The 18,958-nt window shown below is 69.8% G+C and carries 17 protein-coding genes; 7 read left to right on the top strand and 10 right to left on the bottom strand.

Translation table 11 applies throughout. The annotated features are described in order from the left end of the window. Positions 1 to 181: 181 nt before the first annotated feature. The 5 genes from AC0T5L_RS14805 to AC0T5L_RS14785 form a co-directional block, all read right to left on the bottom strand. Positions 182 to 1,213, bottom strand: coding sequence for a LacI family DNA-binding transcriptional regulator (locus AC0T5L_RS14805; RefSeq protein ID WP_476166049.1), 1,032 nt, complete (start codon positions 1,211 to 1,213; stop codon positions 182 to 184). Positions 1,214 to 1,311: 98 nt separating this feature from the next. Further along, entirely contained in the window at positions 1,312 to 2,241 is a 930-nt protein-coding gene (locus AC0T5L_RS14800) for an NAD-dependent epimerase/dehydratase family protein (RefSeq protein ID WP_476166048.1), read from the bottom strand. A gap of 283 nt (positions 2,242 to 2,524) precedes the next feature. Beyond that, positions 2,525 to 3,376, bottom strand: coding sequence for a DUF6807 domain-containing protein (locus AC0T5L_RS14795; protein WP_476166047.1), 852 nt, complete (start codon positions 3,374 to 3,376; stop codon positions 2,525 to 2,527). Further along, entirely contained in the window at positions 3,373 to 4,545 is a 1,173-nt protein-coding gene (locus tag AC0T5L_RS14790) for a Gfo/Idh/MocA family protein (RefSeq protein ID WP_476166046.1), read from the bottom strand. Before AC0T5L_RS14790 ends, AC0T5L_RS14795 begins: the two co-directional genes overlap by 4 nt. Continuing rightward, on the bottom strand, positions 4,545 to 5,861 hold the full coding sequence (locus AC0T5L_RS14785; protein WP_476166045.1) for a Gfo/Idh/MocA family oxidoreductase: 1,317 nt from the start codon (positions 5,859 to 5,861) through the stop codon (positions 4,545 to 4,547). The genes AC0T5L_RS14790 and AC0T5L_RS14785 overlap by 1 nt, the downstream gene beginning before the upstream one ends. A 408-nt stretch (positions 5,862 to 6,269) precedes the next feature. Here AC0T5L_RS14785 and AC0T5L_RS14780 point away from each other — a divergent pair, with 408 nt between their 5' ends. Genes AC0T5L_RS14780 through AC0T5L_RS14770 form a run of 3 tightly spaced genes read left to right on the top strand, consistent with a single transcriptional unit; the run spans position 6,270 to position 9,447 of the window. Beyond that, positions 6,270 to 7,238 (top strand): carbohydrate ABC transporter permease, encoded by a 969-nt coding sequence (locus tag AC0T5L_RS14780; protein WP_476166044.1) that lies wholly within the window; start codon positions 6,270 to 6,272, stop codon positions 7,236 to 7,238. After that, positions 7,228 to 8,103 carry a carbohydrate ABC transporter permease gene (locus AC0T5L_RS14775; protein ID WP_476166043.1) on the top strand — a complete coding sequence of 292 codons (876 nt, stop codon included), beginning with the start codon at positions 7,228 to 7,230 and terminating at the stop codon, positions 8,101 to 8,103. The genes AC0T5L_RS14780 and AC0T5L_RS14775 overlap by 11 nt, the downstream gene beginning before the upstream one ends. A gap of 18 nt (positions 8,104 to 8,121) precedes the next feature. Continuing rightward, on the top strand, positions 8,122 to 9,447 hold the full coding sequence (locus AC0T5L_RS14770; RefSeq protein ID WP_476166042.1) for an ABC transporter substrate-binding protein: 1,326 nt from the start codon (positions 8,122 to 8,124) through the stop codon (positions 9,445 to 9,447). Between the two features lie 85 nt (positions 9,448 to 9,532). On the opposite strand, the gene AC0T5L_RS14765 is transcribed toward AC0T5L_RS14770, so the two are convergent. Next, positions 9,533 to 10,501: an EamA family transporter gene (locus AC0T5L_RS14765; RefSeq protein ID WP_476166041.1), complete on the bottom strand. Its 969-nt coding sequence runs from the start codon at positions 10,499 to 10,501 to the stop codon at positions 9,533 to 9,535. 183 nt (positions 10,502 to 10,684) lie between these two features. On the opposite strand from AC0T5L_RS14765, the gene AC0T5L_RS14760 reads away from it, so the two are divergent. Further along, positions 10,685 to 11,257 (top strand): pyridoxamine 5'-phosphate oxidase family protein, encoded by a 573-nt coding sequence (locus AC0T5L_RS14760; protein WP_476166040.1) that lies wholly within the window; start codon positions 10,685 to 10,687, stop codon positions 11,255 to 11,257. A gap of 151 nt (positions 11,258 to 11,408) precedes the next feature. On the opposite strand, the gene AC0T5L_RS14755 is transcribed toward AC0T5L_RS14760, so the two are convergent. Together AC0T5L_RS14755 and AC0T5L_RS14750 are read right to left on the bottom strand one after the other, a co-directional pair. After that, positions 11,409 to 11,786 (bottom strand): RapZ C-terminal domain-containing protein, encoded by a 378-nt coding sequence (locus AC0T5L_RS14755; protein ID WP_476166039.1) that lies wholly within the window; start codon positions 11,784 to 11,786, stop codon positions 11,409 to 11,411. A 164-nt stretch (positions 11,787 to 11,950) separates the two neighbouring features. Beyond that, complete coding sequence (locus tag AC0T5L_RS14750) at positions 11,951 to 12,484, bottom strand: N-acetyltransferase family protein (protein WP_476166038.1); 534 nt, start codon at positions 12,482 to 12,484, stop codon at positions 11,951 to 11,953. A gap of 31 nt (positions 12,485 to 12,515) precedes the next feature. Here AC0T5L_RS14750 and AC0T5L_RS14745 point away from each other — a divergent pair, with 31 nt between their 5' ends. Beyond that, a complete protein-coding gene (locus AC0T5L_RS14745; RefSeq protein WP_476166037.1) occupies positions 12,516 to 13,079 on the top strand; it encodes a helix-turn-helix domain-containing protein in 564 nt (187 codons plus the stop codon). A 486-nt stretch (positions 13,080 to 13,565) separates the two neighbouring features. On the opposite strand, the gene AC0T5L_RS14740 is transcribed toward AC0T5L_RS14745, so the two are convergent. After that, complete coding sequence (locus tag AC0T5L_RS14740) at positions 13,566 to 13,694, bottom strand: hypothetical protein (RefSeq protein ID WP_476166036.1); 129 nt, start codon at positions 13,692 to 13,694, stop codon at positions 13,566 to 13,568. A 429-nt stretch (positions 13,695 to 14,123) separates the two neighbouring features. Between AC0T5L_RS14740 and AC0T5L_RS14735 the strand changes: the two genes are divergently transcribed. Together AC0T5L_RS14735 and gdhA are read left to right on the top strand one after the other, a co-directional pair. Continuing rightward, a complete protein-coding gene (locus AC0T5L_RS14735) occupies positions 14,124 to 15,503 on the top strand; it encodes a hypothetical protein (protein WP_476166035.1) in 1,380 nt (459 codons plus the stop codon). Between the two features lie 419 nt (positions 15,504 to 15,922). Beyond that, positions 15,923 to 17,290, top strand: a complete 1,368-nt coding sequence (gene gdhA, locus AC0T5L_RS14730) for an NADP-specific glutamate dehydrogenase (RefSeq protein WP_476166034.1) — start codon at positions 15,923 to 15,925, stop codon at positions 17,288 to 17,290. A gap of 113 nt (positions 17,291 to 17,403) precedes the next feature. Here gdhA and AC0T5L_RS14725 read toward each other — a convergent pair whose 3' ends face one another. Continuing rightward, positions 17,404 to 18,381 carry an aldo/keto reductase gene (locus tag AC0T5L_RS14725; RefSeq protein WP_476166033.1) on the bottom strand — a complete coding sequence of 326 codons (978 nt, stop codon included), beginning with the start codon at positions 18,379 to 18,381 and terminating at the stop codon, positions 17,404 to 17,406. Positions 18,382 to 18,958: the final 577 nt, after the last annotated feature.

Here is an 18,958-nt window from a genome sequence, read left to right as displayed (position 1 = left end):
CGGTCGTTGCCTAGGCCGTGCTCGTGCCGTCCCTCGCCGGACCGGTCACCAGCGGCGCCGCGCCGGTGGTCGTGTCGGTGCTGGCGGGCATGCACGTCCTGGTCGGAGTGGTGCTGAACCTGGGCTGGGCCGTTCGGCCCGCGTCTGACCCTCGGTGCCGCCGTCCCAGCTGTCCGCGGGCTCAGCGGGCGGGCGGCGCCGTGCTCTCGCGCTCGACGACCTCGCCCCGCACCGTGACCACGCGTGGCTGGTCGCCGGGCTCACCGTCCAGGGCGAGTACGGCGGCCCGCTCGCCCATCTCCTCCAGGGGCAGGCGCACCGTGGTCAGTGCGGGAGTCAGGTCGCGCAGGGTGGGGATGTCGTCGAACCCGGCCACCGAAAGGTCGGCGGGGATCCGCAGCCCCAGGTCGCGCAGGGCCGCCATCGCCCCCGTGGCCATGACGTCGTTGACCGCGAACAGGCAGGTGGCGTCGGTGCCCACCGCCATCAGGCGGCGGGTGGACTCATAGCCGCCGTCGCGGGTGAAGGCGCCGTGCACCACGTTGTGGTGGGCCAGCTCCAGGTCCGCCCCCGAGAGCGCGGAGTGGAAGCCGTCCAGGCGCTCGCGCGCGGTCTGTAGGTCGGTGGGGCCGGCCAGGATGGCGAACTCGCGGTGGCCCTGGGCGATGAGGCGGCGGGCCAGGTCGGCTGCGCCGGTGTGGTTGTCGGGGGTGACCGTGTCGGCGGGCAGGCCCTCCTGGGACACGCACGCCACCTGCCCGCCCTGGCGGCGGAACATGCGGATCTCCTCGGCCAGGCGCCGGTTGCTCTCCTCGTCGGTGGAGCGTGAGCCGACCAGGACCACCGCGCGGGCCCGGTGCGCGCGCAGTGTGGCCAGGATCTGGCCCTCCTTCTGCGCGGAGCGGCTGGTGGTACCCAGCACCAGGACCAGGTCCTGTTCCTCGGTGTGGCGGGTGACACCGGCGGCGATCGAGGAGAAGTAGGGGTCGGAGATGTCGTGGACGAGCAGACCGACCAGGGAGCTGCTGTTGCGGGCCAGTGTCTGGGCTGAGGCGTTGGCCAGGTAGCCGAGCTCCTGGGCGCTGGCGGTCACCTTGTCGCGCAGGCGCTGGCTCACCTGCCGGGTGCTGCCGTTGATCACCCTGGACGCCGTCGCCAAGGACACCCCGGCGTGCTCGGCGACCTGTTCCAAGGTCACGTAACCGGACTCCACGCCGCTCCCTCTTCTGCTTCGGCCCACGGGAAAACTCTTTCCTAGCCTAGCGGAGTCCTCAGCCCGTTCACGGACACTCAGACGCCCCACTCGCCTCGTCAGCCCTGGTGGTTTCCAGGGGGCCCGGAGGGTCCACCGGTCTCGTTCTCGGTACGCAACTGCTCACGCCAGGTCCGTGCGGGGTTCCAGTCCAGAGCGGTGCGGGCCGCTTCGGAGGAGAACACCGCGCGGCCGTCGGCCAGGGCGTCGGCCACCGCGGCGGTGGCGGGGTGGTATTCGGGCAGTAGGGCGTCGACCGGCCCGGTGGCCAGGGGGCCGGGGGCCATGGCGTTGAACACCTGACCTGTGCTGACCCTGCCGGGGTTCTCCACCACCAGTGCGAACAGCTCGGCGGCGTCGCGGGCGTCGACGTAGTTGAACAGGGATGTGGCGGCCAGCGCCGGGTCTGCCAGCCGTTCGGCCATGGTGTGGCCCAGCTGGGTTGGTGCGCCCTCCCACTCCTCGGGGGCGACCACGTATCCCGGGCGCACGCACGACAGGACACAGGTGTCGGCGGTACGCGCCAGGGCGCGCACGGTGTCCTCGATGATCGCCTTGCTCAGCCCGTAGGCGTGCCAGGGCGCGACCGGGTGGTCCTCGTCCAGCGGCAGGTAACGAGGGGTCCAGGAGGGGGTGTTGTACCCGTAGACGGTGGGACTGGAGGCGGCCACCGCCGAGTGCGCGCCGTGGGCGACGGCGGCGGAGAGCACCGCCCAGGCCAGCCCGGTGTTGACCTGGAGGGTTTCCACATCGGGGCGGACGAAGGGCACGGCGATGCCGGCCAGGTGGATGACCGCCTCGGGGCGGGCGCGGGCGAAGGCCTCCTCCCGCGCCGCGGGATCCAAAAGATCGGCGGTGACGCCGTCGACGCCGTCGGGCTGGCTGGCCGGGGCGGTGTCCACGGAGGTCACCTGGTGTCCGCGGTCGACCAGGACGGACACGACGCTGCGGCCGAGCCGTCCGGAGCCGCCGGTGACGAGAACGCGCATGGTGTTGTCTTCCTTCCGTGCCCCGGTGGTCCGGGGCTGGTTTTCCACAGGTCGGGCCGGGCACTGGTACTGCCTGACGAAGCGGGTCTGACGTTGGTGTCAGGCCTCAGGAGCATCCGGCCCCGTGCCGTCCCGGCCCGTTGTGTCCGTCTGTTCCTTTGGTCCGCGGGGCCGGGGACGGGCGGCGGCGCGTGGCGGCGTGGAGCTCTGCGTCGGGCCCGCGTCACAAGAGGACCCCTCACATGGCTCCGCGGCGCTGGCCCAGCGTCTTCCCCTCAGACGCTCAGGGCAGCTCCCGCACGGATCCGGCCAGTGCCCTCAAGCCCTCGGTGCCGTCCACGTGCCCGTCGCGCACCGCCACGCGCAAGCGCCGCTCCAGGCGCCCGCCCTCGGGCAGGGGCAGGCGTGTGTCCCAGGCCAGTGCGGGTCCCACTCCCGGATACTCCTCTGAGCGCAGGAACCACGGGTCGGCGTGCTCTCCGGGCTGGAGGAAGAGCAGGGTCCACTCCTTGCCGTCCTCGTTCGCCCCGGCCATGGCCAGCCATTCGGCGCACGAGCCGTGCAGGGCCTTCTCGCCCACCAGGCCGTCGGCGCCGGTGACGGCGGGTGGGGCGGCGGCGATGGGAGCGCGCCAGAACAGGCCTCCGTACCCGGCGCCGGGACGGCCGTTGGTGGCCGGGCTGCCGATGCTCAGCTCACGTCCTGAGGTGTTGCGCAGCTCCGTTCGCACATCCAGCACCCAGGTGCGCTCGTCCAGGCCCGCGGCTCGCACGGTGCGTTCCTCGCGCAGCAGTTCGGCCCCTTCCGGGCCGGTCCACGACAGCAGTTCGACGCGGCGGTCCTCGGCCAGCTCCAGCCAGGACACGTGCCGTTGGCGGCCGTGGTTGTCCAGCAGCACCGATCCCTGGTCCCGGGTGAAGGTGCGTCCTCCCCAGAAGCTGATCCCCGACACGTCGGGCACGGCCACGCTCGCCCCGAAGTGGTGCAGGTGGTCGGCGGGCCGTTGCTCGGTGACCACCGTCCCCGAGCGGGTGCGCACCGGGTGCAGATAGGGGCGCGGGGACAGGCTCTGCTCGATGTCGGTTCCGTCTTGGAGGACGGCCAGGACGTCACCGTCCAGGGTCAGCGTGTTCAAGGTGTGGCCTTCGCGTCGGCCGACCCCGTCCGGGAGGCGGGAGGCCAGGCGGGGTCGAGTTCGGAGAACAGCGCCAGGTGTTCGGCGCTGCGGTGGATGAGGGTGTCGATACCGGGGATGATCCGGCGCACGCCCTCGTCGGTGTCGTGGACCTGCTGCATGTGGTCCGGGACCGCTACGGGCGCGGGCGCGGTGCGCACCCCTTCGAGCACGTGCATGAACGCGCGGGTGGCCGGGGGCGGCACCAGCAGCGGTTCCTGCCCGCGCACGTGAGCGACGAGGTTGGCCAGCAGATGGGTGCGCGGGTACGTGCTGGTGGCCGGGGCCTGACCGGGCTGGTGCAGGGTGAGGCGGTCCAGGGTGTAATCGAACTCGATGCGTCCGCGCTCGCCGTGCACCACCAGGCGCGGCGGCAGGTGTTCGGGCGCGCACAGGGTCACCGCCAGCGTGATGGGCAGGCCGTCGGCGGTGCGCACGCGCACGCACGAGGTGTCGTCGGCCTCGATGGGATGGGCGTGGAACATCTCCAGGTCCACTCCGGCCGGTGCGTCCGCCTGGGTTCCGGCCACGGCCAGGGCTGTGGCCAGGGCGTGGGCGAAGGGGTTGGTCAGCGCACCGTCCACCACGTCGCGCCCTTCCATGCGGCGCCGGCCGGCCCAGGGGGCGCGGTCGTAGTAGGCCGAGGTGCGTACCCAGGTGCCCGATCCGCCGATGCCGCGCACGCGGCCCACCGCCCCGTCACGGATCAGTGCGCGCACGGCTTCCACGGCGGCCGAGCCCAGGCTCTGGAAGCCCACCTGGCAGGCCAGCCTGGAGGCGTCCACAGCCGCGTTGAGCTGTTCGAACTCGGCCAGGGTCGCGGTGGTGGGCTTTTCCAGCAGCACGTGGGAGCCGTGCTTCAGCGCGGTGCGGGCCAGGGGCAGGTGGGTGTGGATGGGTGTGGAAAGGATGGTGATCTGCGCGCCGGTGCGCTCGATCGCCTCGCCCAGGTCGGCGTGGCAGGGTAGCGGGCCGTGCCCCTCCAGGTCGTCGCCGTCGGCGGCGGGGCGCTGGTCGCACAGGCCCACGAGACGGACCAGGCCGCTCTCACCCAGTTCGCGCAGGGCGCGCAGGTGGGAGCGGCCGTGTCCGTGGACCCCGGCCAGCAGTACGGGCACGGGCGCGCTCATCAGTTGTCTCCGAGCAGGTCGGTGACGCGGACCGGGACGCCCGAGGCGATGGAGGCGTTGGCGGCCAGTCCGGTGAGCAGGGCGTTGCCGCCGTCGGCGTGGTCGGGGCGGATGCCGTCGTCGCCGCCGCCGAAGAGGGAGTCGAGCATGAGTTGGTCGCCGCCGCCGTGGGTGCCCTCGCCCACCGCGACCTCGATCTCCTCGGGCGGCTGCCAGTGGCGGCGCAGCCAAAGCCGGGCGGTGGTGTGTTCCTTGGGGGCGGGCATGCCGCGCACGGGCGTGGCCTCGTCCTGGTGGGGCGAGGTGTACTCGAACTCGGTCATGTCCAGTTCCAGGCGGCCCTTGCTACCGGTGATGGCGATTCGGTAGCCCTCCCAGGGAGCATAGGCGACCAGGTGGTAGGTGAGCCGTGCGCCGGTGTCGTAGCCGACCAGTACCGACATGTCGTCCTCGATGGTGATGCCGGGGCTGAAGACGTTGAGGTCGCGTCGGTAGCCGTCCTCGTGCTCGGCCTCCAGGTAGAGGGCGCTCAGGTCGGGGCTGTCGTCCATGTGCAGGGCGAAGGGGTCGTGCTCGGCGGCCGCCTCGCCGTGGCCGCGCTCGTAGTCGGCGGCCAAGCCGTGGCGGCGGCCGTTCTCGTCGCCGTAGAAGAACAGGCGTCCCGAGGCGAACACGTCGGTGGGGCGGGCACCGATCCACCAGTTGACCAGGTCGAAGTGGTGGCTGGCCTTGTGCACGAGCAGGCCGCCGGACTGGGTCTTGTCGCGGTGCCAGCGGCGGAAGTAGTCGGCACCGTGGCGCAGGTCCAGCATCCACTCGAAGTGCACCGATCCGACCTCGCCGATGACTCCGGAGGCGATGAGTTCGCGCAGCTGGCGGTGGACGGGGTTGTAGCGGTAGTTGAAGCCGACGGTCACCCGTCCCCCGGTGCGCGCCTGGGCCTCGTTGATACGCCGCAGCCCGTCCAGGTCGGCGGTCATGGGCTTTTCGGTGATGGCGTTGAGCCCGGCGTCCAGGGCGGCCACGACGTAGTCGGCGTGGGTGCGGTCGACGGTGCACACGATGACCTCGTCGACCCTCTCCTCCTTGAGCATGCGGGAGAAGTCATCGGGGGAGTAGGTCGGTACAGGGGTGAGCCCGGCCTCGGTGACGATCTGGTTGTGCACGGCCATGCGGGTGGTGTTGGTGTCGCAGAGGGCGACCAGCCGTCCCCGGTCCCGGTGGGTTCCGGTCAGTGCCCGGGTGTACATCCGTGCGCGGGATCCGGTGCCGACAATCGCGTACCTGCGTGGGGTGGTGTGGTTCACACAGGGCATGGTAAACGCTTTCCGTAGTGGACGACAAGGGCGTCGGCCGAGAAGAAGCCACTCTGAAATCCAGCACCGCACGTGTTTGAAAAAACACTTAAGGTGATATCGGTCGCGGAAAAGGGCGCGGGAGGTGGGCCGGGGGGACGTCTTTGGCGCCCTGAAAGGGTAACGATCTGGGGTGTGGATCACACTTTTCGGGAAACTTGCCGTTGACACCCATGTAACCCGGTGCTAGAAACTGAACATCTTAGTACGTGGATAGCGCTTACCAGAACGGGTTTCAGCAGTTCATCCCGTGTTCTCGCACACAGAGGCATACGCGCCCTTCCGAACGAGATTGGCAGTTTCCATGACCCCAGGACCACACGCGTCCGCCAGCGCTGCGGCGGCCGCCCCACAGGAGGGTGGATCTCCGTGAGCGCCCTCCTGCAACGGCGGCCCCCAAAGACCCCGGACGACCCTGCCGCCCAACCGCGCAAGCGAGTCGGCAAGGGCCCGGCTCCGGGCAAGAGGCGGAATGAGAACCTCGCCGCCTACGGCTTCCTGGCCCCGTGGTTCCTCGGCCTGGCGTTCATCACCGCGGGACCCCTGCTGGCCTCCCTGTACTTCTCCTTCACCGACTACAGCCTCATCGGCGACTACAGCTGGGTCGGCCTGGAGAACTACGAACGGATGCTCACCGACGACCGGCTGCGCAGCGCGCTGAAGGTCACGTTCGTGTACGTGTTCGTTTCGGTACCGCTCCAGCTGGCCATGGCCCTGGCCCTGGCGATGGTCCTGGACCGGGGAGTGCGGGGACTGCCCCTGTACCGGTCGGTGTACTACCTGCCCTCCCTGCTCGGCGGCAGCGTGGCCATCGCCATCCTGTGGCGCCAGGTCTTCGGCGCCAACGGCCTGATCAACCAGGTCCTGGCCTTCTTCGGCATCCAGGGCGAGGGCTGGGTCTCCCACCCCGACTACGCGCTGGGCACCCTGATCGTGCTCAACGTGTGGACGTTCGGCGCCCCCATGGTGATCTTCCTGGCGGGCCTGCGGCAGATCCCCCTCATGTACTACGAGGCCGCGTCGGTGGACGGCGCGAGCCCGGCGCGCAAGTTCTGGAACATCACCGTGCCGATGCTCACCCCGATCATCTTCTTCAACCTGGTGTTGCAGATCATCAACGCCTTCCAGACCTTCACTCAGGCGTTCATCGTCAGCGGCGGTACCGGAGGCCCCTCCGACTCCACACTCTTCTACACGCTCTACCTCTACCAACGCGGCTTCGGCGCCTTCGACATGGGATACGCCTCGGCGATGGCGTGGCTGCTGCTGATGATCATCGGCGGGTTCACCGCGGTGAACTTCTTCGCATCCAAGTACTGGGTCTTCTATGGCGACTGAGACTAAGGCCCCCGCGACCTCGCAGAGGCGCTCGCGGGCCCAACGTGTACGACGGCTGCTCATCCACATCGGGTTGATCGGGTTCGGGCTCGCCATGCTCTACCCGCTGCTGTGGATGGTCTCCAGCTCCTTCAAGCCGACCGAGGAGATCTTCCGCGCCCCGGGCCTGATCCCGGACTCCCTGACCCCCGGCAACTACACCGAGGGCTGGAACGCTCTACAGTTCCCCTTCCACCACTACCTGCTCAACTCGGCGATCGTGGTGGGCGGGGCGATCATCGGCAACCTCGTGGGCTGCTCGATGGCGGCCTACGCCTTCGCCCGGCTGGAGTTCCGGGGCAAGAAGCTGCTCTTCGCCATCATGCTCGCCACGATCATGCTGCCGATCCACGTCGTGATCGTGCCGCAGTACATCCTGTTCTCCGAGCTGGGCTGGGTGAACACCTTCCTGCCGCTGATCGTGCCCAAGCTCCTGGCCACGGACGGGTTCTTCATCTTCCTGATGGTGCAGTTCATCCGAGGGCTGCCCAGGGACCTGGACGAGGCGGCGCGCATCGACGGCTGCGGCCACGTGCGGATCTTCCTCCAGTTGATCCTGCCGCTGTCCATGCCCGCCCTGGCCACCACCGCGATCTTCACCTTCATCTGGACGTGGAACGATTTCTTCAGTCAGCTGATCTTCCTCACCAGCCCGGACATGTACACCGTGCCCGTCGCCCTGCGCACCTTCGTCGACTCCACCTCGCAGACCTCCTGGGGTCCGCTGTTCGCGATGTCGGTGGTCGCCCTGGGTCCGGTCTTCGGGTTCTTCCTCGCGGGACAGCGATACCTGGTCAAGGGCATCGCCACCACCGGAATCAAGTAGTCGAAGGGAAACGAACACATGCGCGCACTCCCTGGCAACGGGCGCCCCCAGGCCCGTCGCCGTAGCCCCCTCCTGTCCGTGGCCGCAGGAGCGGGTGCCATCATCATGGCGGCCACCGCATGCGGTGACTCCGAAAGCGATGACGGCACCGTCGAACTGCGCTTTTCCTGGTGGGGCGCGGACGACCGCCACTCCACCACCCAGCAGGTCATCGACCTGTTCGAGGCCGAGAACCCCGGCATCGAGATCGTGGCGGACTACACCGACTGGGGCGGCTACTGGGACCGCCTGGCCACCAGCACCGCCGCCGACGACGCTCCCGACATCATGACCCAGGAGGAGCGCTACCTGCGCGAGTACGGCGACCGCGGCGCCCTGCTCGACCTCAACGAGGTCAGCGACCAGCTGGACCTGTCCGACATCGACCCGCTGGTCGCCGAGAGCGGCGACCTGGACGGCCAGACCTACGGTGTCGCCACAGGTGTGAACGCCTACGCGATCCTGGCCGACTCGCAGGCCTTCGAGGACGCGGGTGTGGAGATGCCCGACGACTCCTCCTGGACCTGGGATGACTACATCGAGATCTCGGCCGAGATCACCGAGGCCACCGACGGTGAGACGGTCGGCGTCCAGAGCATGTCCTACAACGAGACGGGCTTTCAGATCTTCGCCCGCCAGCACGGAGAGAACCTGTACGACGAGGACGGCTCCCTCGGTTTCTCCCAGGAGACGCTCCAGGAATGGTTCGAGGTGACTGAGGAGCTCTTGGATAACGGCGGCCAGCCCAGTGCCTCCGAGAGCGTGGAGATCGAGGCGGGCGGCCCCGACCAGTCGGTGCTGGCCACCAACCAGGGCGCGATGGCCCACTTCTGGACCAACCAGCTCGGCGGGATCTCGGCCTCCGCGGACCGTGACATCGAACTGCTGCGCTACCCCGGTGAGACCGAGAACGAGCGGACCGGCATGTACTTCAAGCCGGCCATGTTCTACTCCATTTCCTCGGGTACCGATCACCCGGAGGAGGCCGCCCTCTTCGTGGACTTCCTGCTCAACAACAACGAGGCGGCCGAGCTGGTCCTGGCCGACCGCGGTCTGCCCGCCAACGTCAACGTGCGCTCCCACGTCCTGGACTCGCTGCCGGAGGCCGACGCCCGCAGCGCGGTGTTCCTGTCCGAGGTCGAGGACACGATCGTGGACGGCAACCCGCCGCCGCCGATCGGTGCGGGCCAGGTCGTGGAGATCACCAAGCGCGTCAGCGAGGAGATGGCGTTTGGCAACATCACCCCGGCCGAGGCCGCGGAGCAGTTCATGTCGGAGGTCGAGGCGGCCACCGGCAGCGCCTGATCCGACACCGCGTCCGGGCGGGCCCGGCGGGAGACCCCTCTCCCGCCGGGCCCGCCCCGTTGTTCGACACGTCCCCGCGCGGGGTTCAGGGCGCGGTGGGGATCGGGGCCTCCGCGGGGCCGGTCCCGGCCTCTGGTCCCGGGTCGGGCGCGGAGGGCACGGCGGTCTGAGCGATGAGGGCGCCCGCGACGACCACGGCCGAACCCAGGACCTGCACCAGGGTGAGAGCCTCGCCCAGCAGCACCCAAGCCAGCACGATGGCGGTCACCACCTCCAGGTAGGCGACCCCTCCGGCGACCTGCGGGGACAGTCGCCGAACCGCCGAGATCCCGAGGAAGTAGGCCAGGGCGGTACACACCAGCCCCAGCCACAGAGCCGCCGCCCAGCCGGGGAAGCCGAATCCGCCAAGCTCGACCGGCTCGGCCAGCACACCCCAGGGCAGAGTCCAGGGTCGCGCGAGAACGCCCAGCAGTACCGCGGCGACCAGGGAGCCGAAAGCGACCACGGCCAGGGGGTCGGTGTGCTCGTCCATGCTGTCGGAAAGCAGGAAGAAAGCAGCCTGTGCGGCGGCCGCTCCCAAGGCCAGCGCCACCCCGATCGCGTCCAGGCGCATGCCCGCCCACACCTCCAGCAGCAGGCCCACACCGGCCACCGCCAGGACCACTCCGACCACGGCGGCGGGGGAGACGCGGGTGCGGTGCACCACGCGCAGCCACAGCAGAACCAGGACCGGCCCCAGGAACTCGATGAGTAGGGCGATGCCAACGGGGATGCGGGCGATGGCGGCGAAGTACAGGGCCTGTACACCGGCCATGGGAAAGACGCCGTAGGCCAGTACCAGCAGCGGGCGGCGCCGGGCGGTGCGCCAGTGGGCCAGGGCCACAGGAAGCAGCAGCAGCGCGGCCCCGGCCACCCGCAGCCAGGTGACGTGGAGGGAGTCCAGCCCCGCGTCCAGCAGAGGGCGGGCGAACACGCCCGAGCCACCGAAGGCGAGCGCCGAGGCGACTGCGAAGGCCAGACCCGTGGGGCGGTGGCGCGCGGGTGGTGCGGACACGTCGGGACTCCCGGGGATTGGTGGGGACATGGGATCGCTGACGAGCATACGACCGGCCGGCAGAGGGCGGCAGGAAGAGCCCTGCTTCGTCCTTACTCGAGGGCGCCGCACACGGATACGCGCCGCTCGGAGGCCAGAACAATTCTTGTGACACACAACCCTCGGCCTGACAGACTCACCTCCATGGGCAAGATCTACGACACCATCGACACTCGGCTGGCGCGCTTCCTCCTCGACCAGCCGGTGCTCTTCGTCGGCAGCGCGCCCCTGGCAGGTGACGGTCACGTCAATGTCTCCCCCAAGGGCATGAGCGGCACCTTCGCCGTCCTCGGTGAGCAGCAGGTCGCCTATCTCGACTACACCGGATCGGGTGCGGAGACCATCGCGCACCTGCGTGAGAACGGGCGCATCGTGTTGATGTTCTGCGCCTTCGACGGGCCGCCGAAGATCGTCCGTCTGCACGGCCGCGGACGCGTCGTCACACCCGCCGCCCCCGAGTTCGACGAACTACGGTCCAATTTCCCCAAGGAGCGCACTCAGGGCCAGCGCGCCATCATCGTGGTCGACGTGCGCCGTATCTCTGATTCCTGCGGGTTCTCGGTCCCGCTCATGGACCTGCGCGACGACCGCGACCTCTTGGACCGTCACCACGAACGCCGCGGCACCGACTACTTCGACGAGTACCACCGCACCCTCAACGCCACCAGCATTGACGGCTTGCCCGCCCTACCGGGCGTGAGGAACAACGGAACATGATCCAACGCCGGGCGGCCCTGGCGGACCCGGCGATCGGAGTAGTCCCCCCGCACCCTTGGTGCCGGAAGACCGTGACAGCCTCGGCGCACTGCTGGCTCGGGCCGCTCAGCTCACGTAGGGGACGGGTTGCCGACCTCAGCGGTCAGTACGTCTACTCGTGGGCGGCGTGGCCGGGCAGGTCGCGGTGGGTCAGGTCCACGGTGCGGCCGTGGCCGCGCAGGCGCTCGGCCACGTCGTGGGCCACTGTGGGAGCGCGGTGCTCACCGCCGGTGCATCCCACGGCCAGGACCACGTCCTCGGTGCCCGGACCGGCGATGAGGGCGTCGGTGGCCGCGACCAGGGCGTCGACCAGGGCGCTGATGCCCGGGGTGGCCAGGACGTGCTCGCGCACGCGGTCATCGGGAAAGACCAGGTTCGGTAGGTGCGGGGCTGGGTTGAGGAAGTGGTCGCGAAGGTCAGCGACCAGGTGGGCGCCGTCGGGAGCCTCGCCGTGGAAGTAGCCGAAGCTGGTGACGTGGATGACCTGCACGATGGGTCCTTTTCGGGTCGTGGGTCTGGCGGGGGCCGCCTGGGCGGGTTCAGACGAGTTCGGCTCGCGCTGGAGGGTGGCACGGGTGGGGTCCCGTAACACCCTGGTCCGCTCTGCCGGCGTCGCCGGACACCGCGACGCGGGTCGCGGGAATGGTCGGCGAATCAGGGCTGCCCGGCATGGGCGGAGAGGTCGTGCTGGGCCCAGGCGATGTCGTACCAGGCGTCGAACTTGCGGCCCGCCCGCCTCATGACGCCGACGTCCTCAAAGCCCAGGGAGCGGTGCAGGCCCTGGCTGGCGTCGTTGGGTAGGGTCATGCAGGCGATGGCGGTGTGCATGCCGCGCTCGGCCAGACGGGGCAGCAGCGCCTGGTAGAGGGTGCGGCCCGCGCCGGTGCGGCGGATCCCGGTCTGGAGGTAGACGCTGACCTCGCATGTCCACCGGTAGGCGTCCCGGGAGCGGAAGGGGCCGCCGTAGGCGTAGCCCGTGATCCCCTCCGGATTCTGGAGGACGATCCATGCGTGCCGCTCCTGGGCCGCGGCGATCCGGTCGGCCATCTGCCCGGCGGTGGGCGGCTCGTACTCGAAGGTGATCGCGGTGTCGGTGACGTAGGGCGCGTAGATCGCCGCGCACGCCTCGGCGTCCGCCCGGGTCGCGTCGCGGACGGTGAGGGTCGGCATCGAACTCATGTCAATCATAGTATGCGTTCATGTCTCCTATAGTGAGCACATGAGCGACGATCTGGGCCCTGCCCTCGCCATGGCCCTGCAAGAGCTGCGACAGGCCCGCGGGTTGAGCGGAGGCGCCCTGGCCGAGCGTTCCGGTGTCTCCCGGGGCATGATCAGCCGGATCGAGAACGGCGACGCCCAGCCCACCGCCGTCCTGTTGAGCCGCCTGTCCGCCGCGTTGGGTGTCACCCTCTCGGAGCTGATCGCCCGTGCCGAACAGGGCGACCGGTGCCTGGCCCGCGCACACGAGCAGCCCGTGTGGACCGATCCGGAGACGGGGTACCGACGGCGTGGGGTCTCGCCCACGGCCGGGGGGCCGATCGAGTTGGTGGAGGTCGAGCTGCCCCCGGGCGCGCGGGTGGCCTTCCCGGTGGAGGCCTACACCTTCGCCCACCACCAGATCTGGGTGCTGGAGGGCACACTCGCCTTTCGGGAGGGAAGCGTCGAGCACGTCCTGGGCACGGGAGACTGCCTGCACCTGGGCCCGCCCGAGCCGTGCGAGTACCGCAACCCGACCGGTGAGCTCTGCCGCTACCTGGTGGCCATCGCCCGCAGCCAGGTCTGAGGCGGCCCTGCCCGGGGCGGAGGCGGTTCGGGCCTCGGGGCCGGTCAGCGCGGCCAGGAACACCGGGCGCTGGTCGGCCAGCCGGCTCTGGCGACGGTCCCAGTGCTTCCAGCCGCCGAGCCGATCCAGGTCGCGGACGAAGAGCTCGTCGCCAGAGGGGATCCGCCCTGCCACGAAGGCCCGGGAGACGTCGGTGTACTGCCCGACCGCCCCGGGCAGGGCACGGCGGACCTCGGGGGAGAGCCCGTAGGTGTCGGCGAGCACGCGCCGCCGCCTTGGGACGTTGAGCCCTTCGCACGGTGTCCCGGCCGCCGAGACGGGGGCGAGCGCGGGACCTGCTCGTTCATCGCCCAGTCGGGGAAGGGCGGCAGCGCCACGCCGCCCTCGTCGAAGCCGGGTTCCTCGCGGCCGTCGCCGTGCAGCCGGAGCGGGACGGGTGCGCCGTCGAACCCGGCCTGGGCCAGGGGACGCAGGTGGGCGTGGACGTCAGGGGGAGGCGGGGGTGGACGTGCGTACGACCCGGTCACCATGGCGGAAGACGGTGTTCATCATGCCTCCGGTGAGCGGCTGGCCCTTCTCCTCGGCCGTGTCGTGGGCGCCATTGGAGTGGATCATCGCTCTCCGTCGGATCGCGCGGAAGGGTGGGGTGAGGGTATGAGATGACAAAGGTGGTTTCGCACGTTTTTCCTGGTGAAAGCAGCGAAAACAATGGTGCGTTTTTCTGCCCAACCGCACCCGCATCTGTGTTCGTCCCGCTAACGTGAGAACGGAAAAGACAAACCCGGTCCGGTGCTATCAACACCGAACCGGGTTTCGGGCACTTACCTGTGCGATCAGGAAAGCGGCCCACCATCTCCCTGCAGACCCAGGAAGACAGTCCACCATCTCCCTGCAGACCCAGGAAGACAGCGCATGCCGCAGTCTAGCGTTTCCGTCCGTGCCGTGACAGCGATACCGAACATGTCGCGCGTCGAAGACGTGCACGAGGCCCCGGCGCCACCCGATCCAGCCCTTCCCTCACTCCGCAAGCGCCCCCGGAAAGCCATGCGCGGTGTCGGATTCAGGCCCAGCCTGTGGATCGTCGACGCCCTCAAGGCCGGGCTTCTTCCCAGCACCAGTGCGTACGCCGTCGCCACGGTCGTCGCCGACGCGGTCGACGCCGACGGCCGCTGGTGCTTTCTGTACCTGAGCAGGATCGTCGAACGCTGTGGTGGGACCGTGAGCCTGTCCACGGTCAAGCGAGCGATCGATGAACTCGTGCGGAAAGGGCTGGTCCGTAGGCTGTCGCCGTCACAGGCACAGGAGTTCTTCCACGACGACATCGTTCTGGGGCACCGGTGGAAAGAACGCCTGCCACTGGTGCTGGAGCTGATGGTCCCCGCCAGCGACTTCTCGCTGCCGGAGTTGGAGGAGATCAACCGGGTACGGGCGACCGTGGGGGAGGAGCCGCTGAACGAGCGGTCCCGCCCGCGCCTGCGGGCGGAGAAGGGAGTTCATCCTGACCCCGGTGCCAGCTCACAACGACCTACAGACCTTTCCCCTATCCACCTTTCCCCGAGCAATCCCTGTCCGTCCGCCCCTGGGAGCCCGACCACAGCCCGCGCGCCCGCGCGCGAGGCACCGGACGGACACGGCTTCGGCGACGGCGGTGGCGGGCGGAGGGAGCCGAGCGGCCGGGCCCTGGGGTTGCTGGCCCACGTGCCTGACGCGGTACTGCGCAAACCCGGCCCGGACCGGGCCGCGCTGGCCCACGCCGTGGACCGGCTCATCGGTCAGAAGCTGGAACAGGGGGAGCTCGTCGCGCTCCTGGACGACATCCGTGTTCTGCGCCAGCCGTTCGCCGCGCTCATGCGCCGCCTCAGGAGCGCTGAGGACGCACGCGCCTTCCTCGACGGGCGCATGGGCTCGGGTGTCCACCGCCCCATGGGGTGTGCCTCGCTCCCGGGGCCGGGCGGTATCCCCATGCCCCGTCGGGACGAGGACAGCTCCGGCGGGGAGGGTGGGGACATGTTCGCCCGGCCCGTGGAGTTCGTGGTCGACGCCCAGGACACGGTGCCGCGCACCTGCCCCGACCACCCGGGCGTGCGCAACGTCCCGGGCGGCACCTGCCGTGTGTGCGGCAGAACGTGCCGGTCCGTGCCCGGGGAGGACCCGCACCCGCCCCCACCTGCTGTCGCCGCGCCGGTGCCGCGGCCCGAAGCGCCTGTCCCCGAGTCCACTCCAGACGCCCCCGCTGAGGAGACGGGGGCCGATCCGGCGGTGCTGGAGCTGATGCGTGCCTCCCTGGCGCGTACGCGCGATAAGGACTCTCACCCTGCTCGCCTCGTCCGCGCCACCGAGCGCGCGCCCACCGCCACGGCGCGTGCGGCGGTGCGCGCCGTGCGCGAACAGCTGGCCCGCGTCCGGGGGCGGGCACCGGGATGAGTCCTGGCCGCGGTCTCGCCGCCTCGGTGTGAGCAGGACCGGGGCCGGACACGTCGCAGGTTTTCCCGGCGCGTGAGTGGGGATGCGCTGGTGTGCGCGTTTCATATGGCAGAAACGCCGACGAAACACAGCCTCAAAGCGGACAAACGCGCACGAACTTCGCATATGTCCTCTGTGAACTGGGGAGACCCTCGTTCCGGCAGGGTGTGAGCCGGCCTGGTGTGCGCCGTACCGCAAGATTTATGTTCACATCGAGGTAATACACTCCTAACACAGCCACGACCCGCAGGCATGAGGACATCAGGACCTCAGGGCCTCGGGTCATCCGACGTATGGCGCCAGTGTGCGTGTTTTTCGAGGTTCCCGACACAACGGCGTGTGGGGTGCCCGTTCCACCTGAGCCGAAAGGAACGCCACCCATGCCCTTCTCCTCCGAGGCGCGCCGTGACCACCATCCCGGAGTCCGGTCGGCCTATGAGCACGTGGCTCGTCGCAACCCCGACGAGCCGGAGTTCCAGCAAGCGGTCCTGGAGGTCCTGGACGACCTCTCTCCCGCTCTGACCAGGCACCCCGAGTACGCCGAGCAGCGGATCCTGGAGCGCCTGTGCGAGCCCGAGCGCCAGCTCATGTTCCGGGTGCCCTGGCGCGACGACCAGGGACGTGTACACGTCAACCGGGGCTTTCGGGTGGAGTTCAACAGTGCGCTGGGCCCCTACAAGGGCGGCCTGCGCTTCCACCCCAGCGTGAACCTCGGCGTGATCAAGTTCCTGGGCTTTGAGCAGATCTTCAAGAACGCGCTGACCGGTATGAACATCGGCGGCGGCAAAGGCGGCAGCGACTTCGACCCCAAGGGGCGCTCGGACACCGAGATCGAGCGGTTCTGCCAGTCGTTCATGACCGAGCTGCACCGTCACCTGGGCGAGCACACCGACGTCCCGGCCGGGGACATCGGCGTGGGCGGCCGCGAGATCGGCTACCTGTTCGGTCAGTACCGGCGCCTGGCCAACCGGTGGGAGGCCGGAGTGATCACCGGTAAGGGCCTGGAGTGGGGCGGCTCGCGGGTGCGCACCGAGGCCACCGGCTACGGAAACGTGCTCTTCACCCAGCGGATGCTGGAGCGCGTGGGCAAGTCGCTGGACGGACAGCGCGTGGTGGTGTCCGGATCGGGCAACGTGGCGATCTACTCGGCCGAGAAGGCTCAGCAGCTGGACGCCACCGTGGTGGCCTGCTCCGACTCCGGCGGCTACGTGGTCGATGACAAGGGCCTGGACCTGGACCTGATCAAGCAGATCAAGGAGGTCGAGCGCGCGCGGATCAGCGTCTACGCCGAACGGCGCGTCGGCGCCCGCTACGTGGAGGGCGGCAGTGTGTGGGATGTGCCCTGTGACGTGGCTCTGCCCTCGGCCACCCAGAACGAGTTGGACTCCGAGGCGGCACGCACCCTGGTGCGCAACGGGGTGACCGCTGTGGCGGAGGGCGCGAACATGCCCACCACGCCCGAGGCGGTCAAGGTGCTGCGCGAGGCGAAGGCACTGTTCGCGCCGGGCAAGGCGGCCAACGCCGGGGGCGTGGCCACCAGCGTGCTGGAGATGCGCCAGAACGCGCGTCGCACGTCGTGGTCCTTCGAGCACGCCGAGTCCGAGCTGGCCGAGACGATGGCCGACATCCACGACCGTTGCGAGGAGGCGGCCGAGCGCTACGGTGCCCCGGGTGACTACGTGCTGGGAGCGAACGTGGCCGGGTTCGAGCGGGTGGCGGGCGCGATGCTCGCCCAGGGCCTCATCTAGAAGGATCCGACGCTTCCGGGGCGCCAGCGAGGGCGCCCCGGGACCAGTCCGGCCCGCGGCGGCCGACCGGAGGCACTGGCCACGACGGTCGGCCGCCGTCTGTGACTACGTCATCACCACAGGTGGTGAACCTGGGGGCGGATGAGCTCGTCGTAGATCTCGCGGACCCGGGCGTGCGTGGCGGCGTCCAGCGGGGGGAGCTCGGCGGCGGCCGCGTTGCCGTGTGCCTGGTCGGCGTTGCGCGCGCCGGGGATGACGACGCTGACGCCCTCCTGGTCCAGGATCCAGCGCAGCGCGAACTGGGCCACGGTGGTGCCTTCGGGGACCAGCTGGCGCACACGCTCGACCGCCTTCAGGCCGGTCGCGTAGTCCACGCCGGAGAAGGTCTCGCCCCTGTCGAAGGCCTGCCCCTCGCGGTTGAAGTTGCGGTGGTCGTCCTCGCCGAAGGCGGTCTCGGCGGTGAACTTGCCCGAGAGCAGGCCACTGGCCAGGGGGACGCGCGCGATGACGCCGACGCCGGCCTCGCGTGCCGCGGGCAGGACCCGCTCCAGGGGCTTGTGCCGGAAGGCGTTGAGGATGAGCTGGACGGTGGCGACGTTGGGGCGGGCGATCGCGGCCAGGGCCTCATCGCAGGTCTCCACCGAGACGCCGTAGGCGTGCATGCGGCCCTCGTCGACCATGGCGTCCAGGTCGTCGAGGACGGCGTCGGTGCCGATGACCCGCGCTGGCGGGCAGTGCAGCTGGACGAGGTCGATGGTGTCCACGCCCAGGTTCTCGCGGGAGCGGTCGTTCCAGGCACGGAAGTTGTCGGGGCTGTAGTTCTCCGGGACCTGGTCGGCGCGGCGGCCCATCTTGGTGGCCACGGTGATGTCGGGGCGTTCCTTGAGCAGCTGGCCGACGAACTGCTCGCTGCGGCCGTCACCGTAGACGTCGGCGGTGTCGAAGAAGGTGACACCGGCATCGGCGGCCGCGTGCAGGGCGGCCAGGGCGTCGGTCTCGCTGACCTCGCCCCAGGATGCTCCGATCTGCCAGGCTCCGAAACCGACGACGCCTACGTTTTTACTGGTGCGTCCGAGTACGCGTGTTTCCATATGTTCGATCCTAGACCCTTGGGAGCGCTCCCAATAAACGGCCGTCCGGTGGCCCCGACAGAACCGCCTTCCCCGCACGCTTTCGCGCGCGCAGCGGCCCGGTTCAGGACGGGCGTCCTGCGAGAGGACGCGGTCCGAACCGTTCACGGTAGAGCGAGGGACTGATCCCGGTCCGGGCGCGCACGCTCGCGCGTAGGTTGGCGATACTGCCCAGTCCGCTGGCACGGGAGATCGAGATCGCCTCGGACCCCATGCCCCACCGCGATCAGGCGGCAGGCCAACAGCAACCCGCTCCGAGCGCAGCCAGGCCAGCGGGGTCATACCCAGCTCGGTGAGGAAGCGGCGGTGCAGCGTCGTGGAGCTGACCGCCGCCCACGAGGCCGGGTCGGCGGCGCTCAGCGGGGCGTCCAAGCGCTCACGCGCCCAGTCCAGAACCGGGGCGAGGGAGGATTCCACCACCTCGGGCAGAGGCCGTTGCACGAACTGGCGCTGTCCGCCCTGCCAGTGGGCGGTGAAGACTCGGTGCCGGTACTTCGCCACGAAAACCAAGTGTGCGTGCAGCACGAGAACACAGTGC

This window comes from Nocardiopsis sp. TRM 82005, assembly GCF_056312425.1.
Note: the sequence above shows the minus strand (reverse complement) of the source record. Positions and strands in the feature narration are given on the sequence as shown.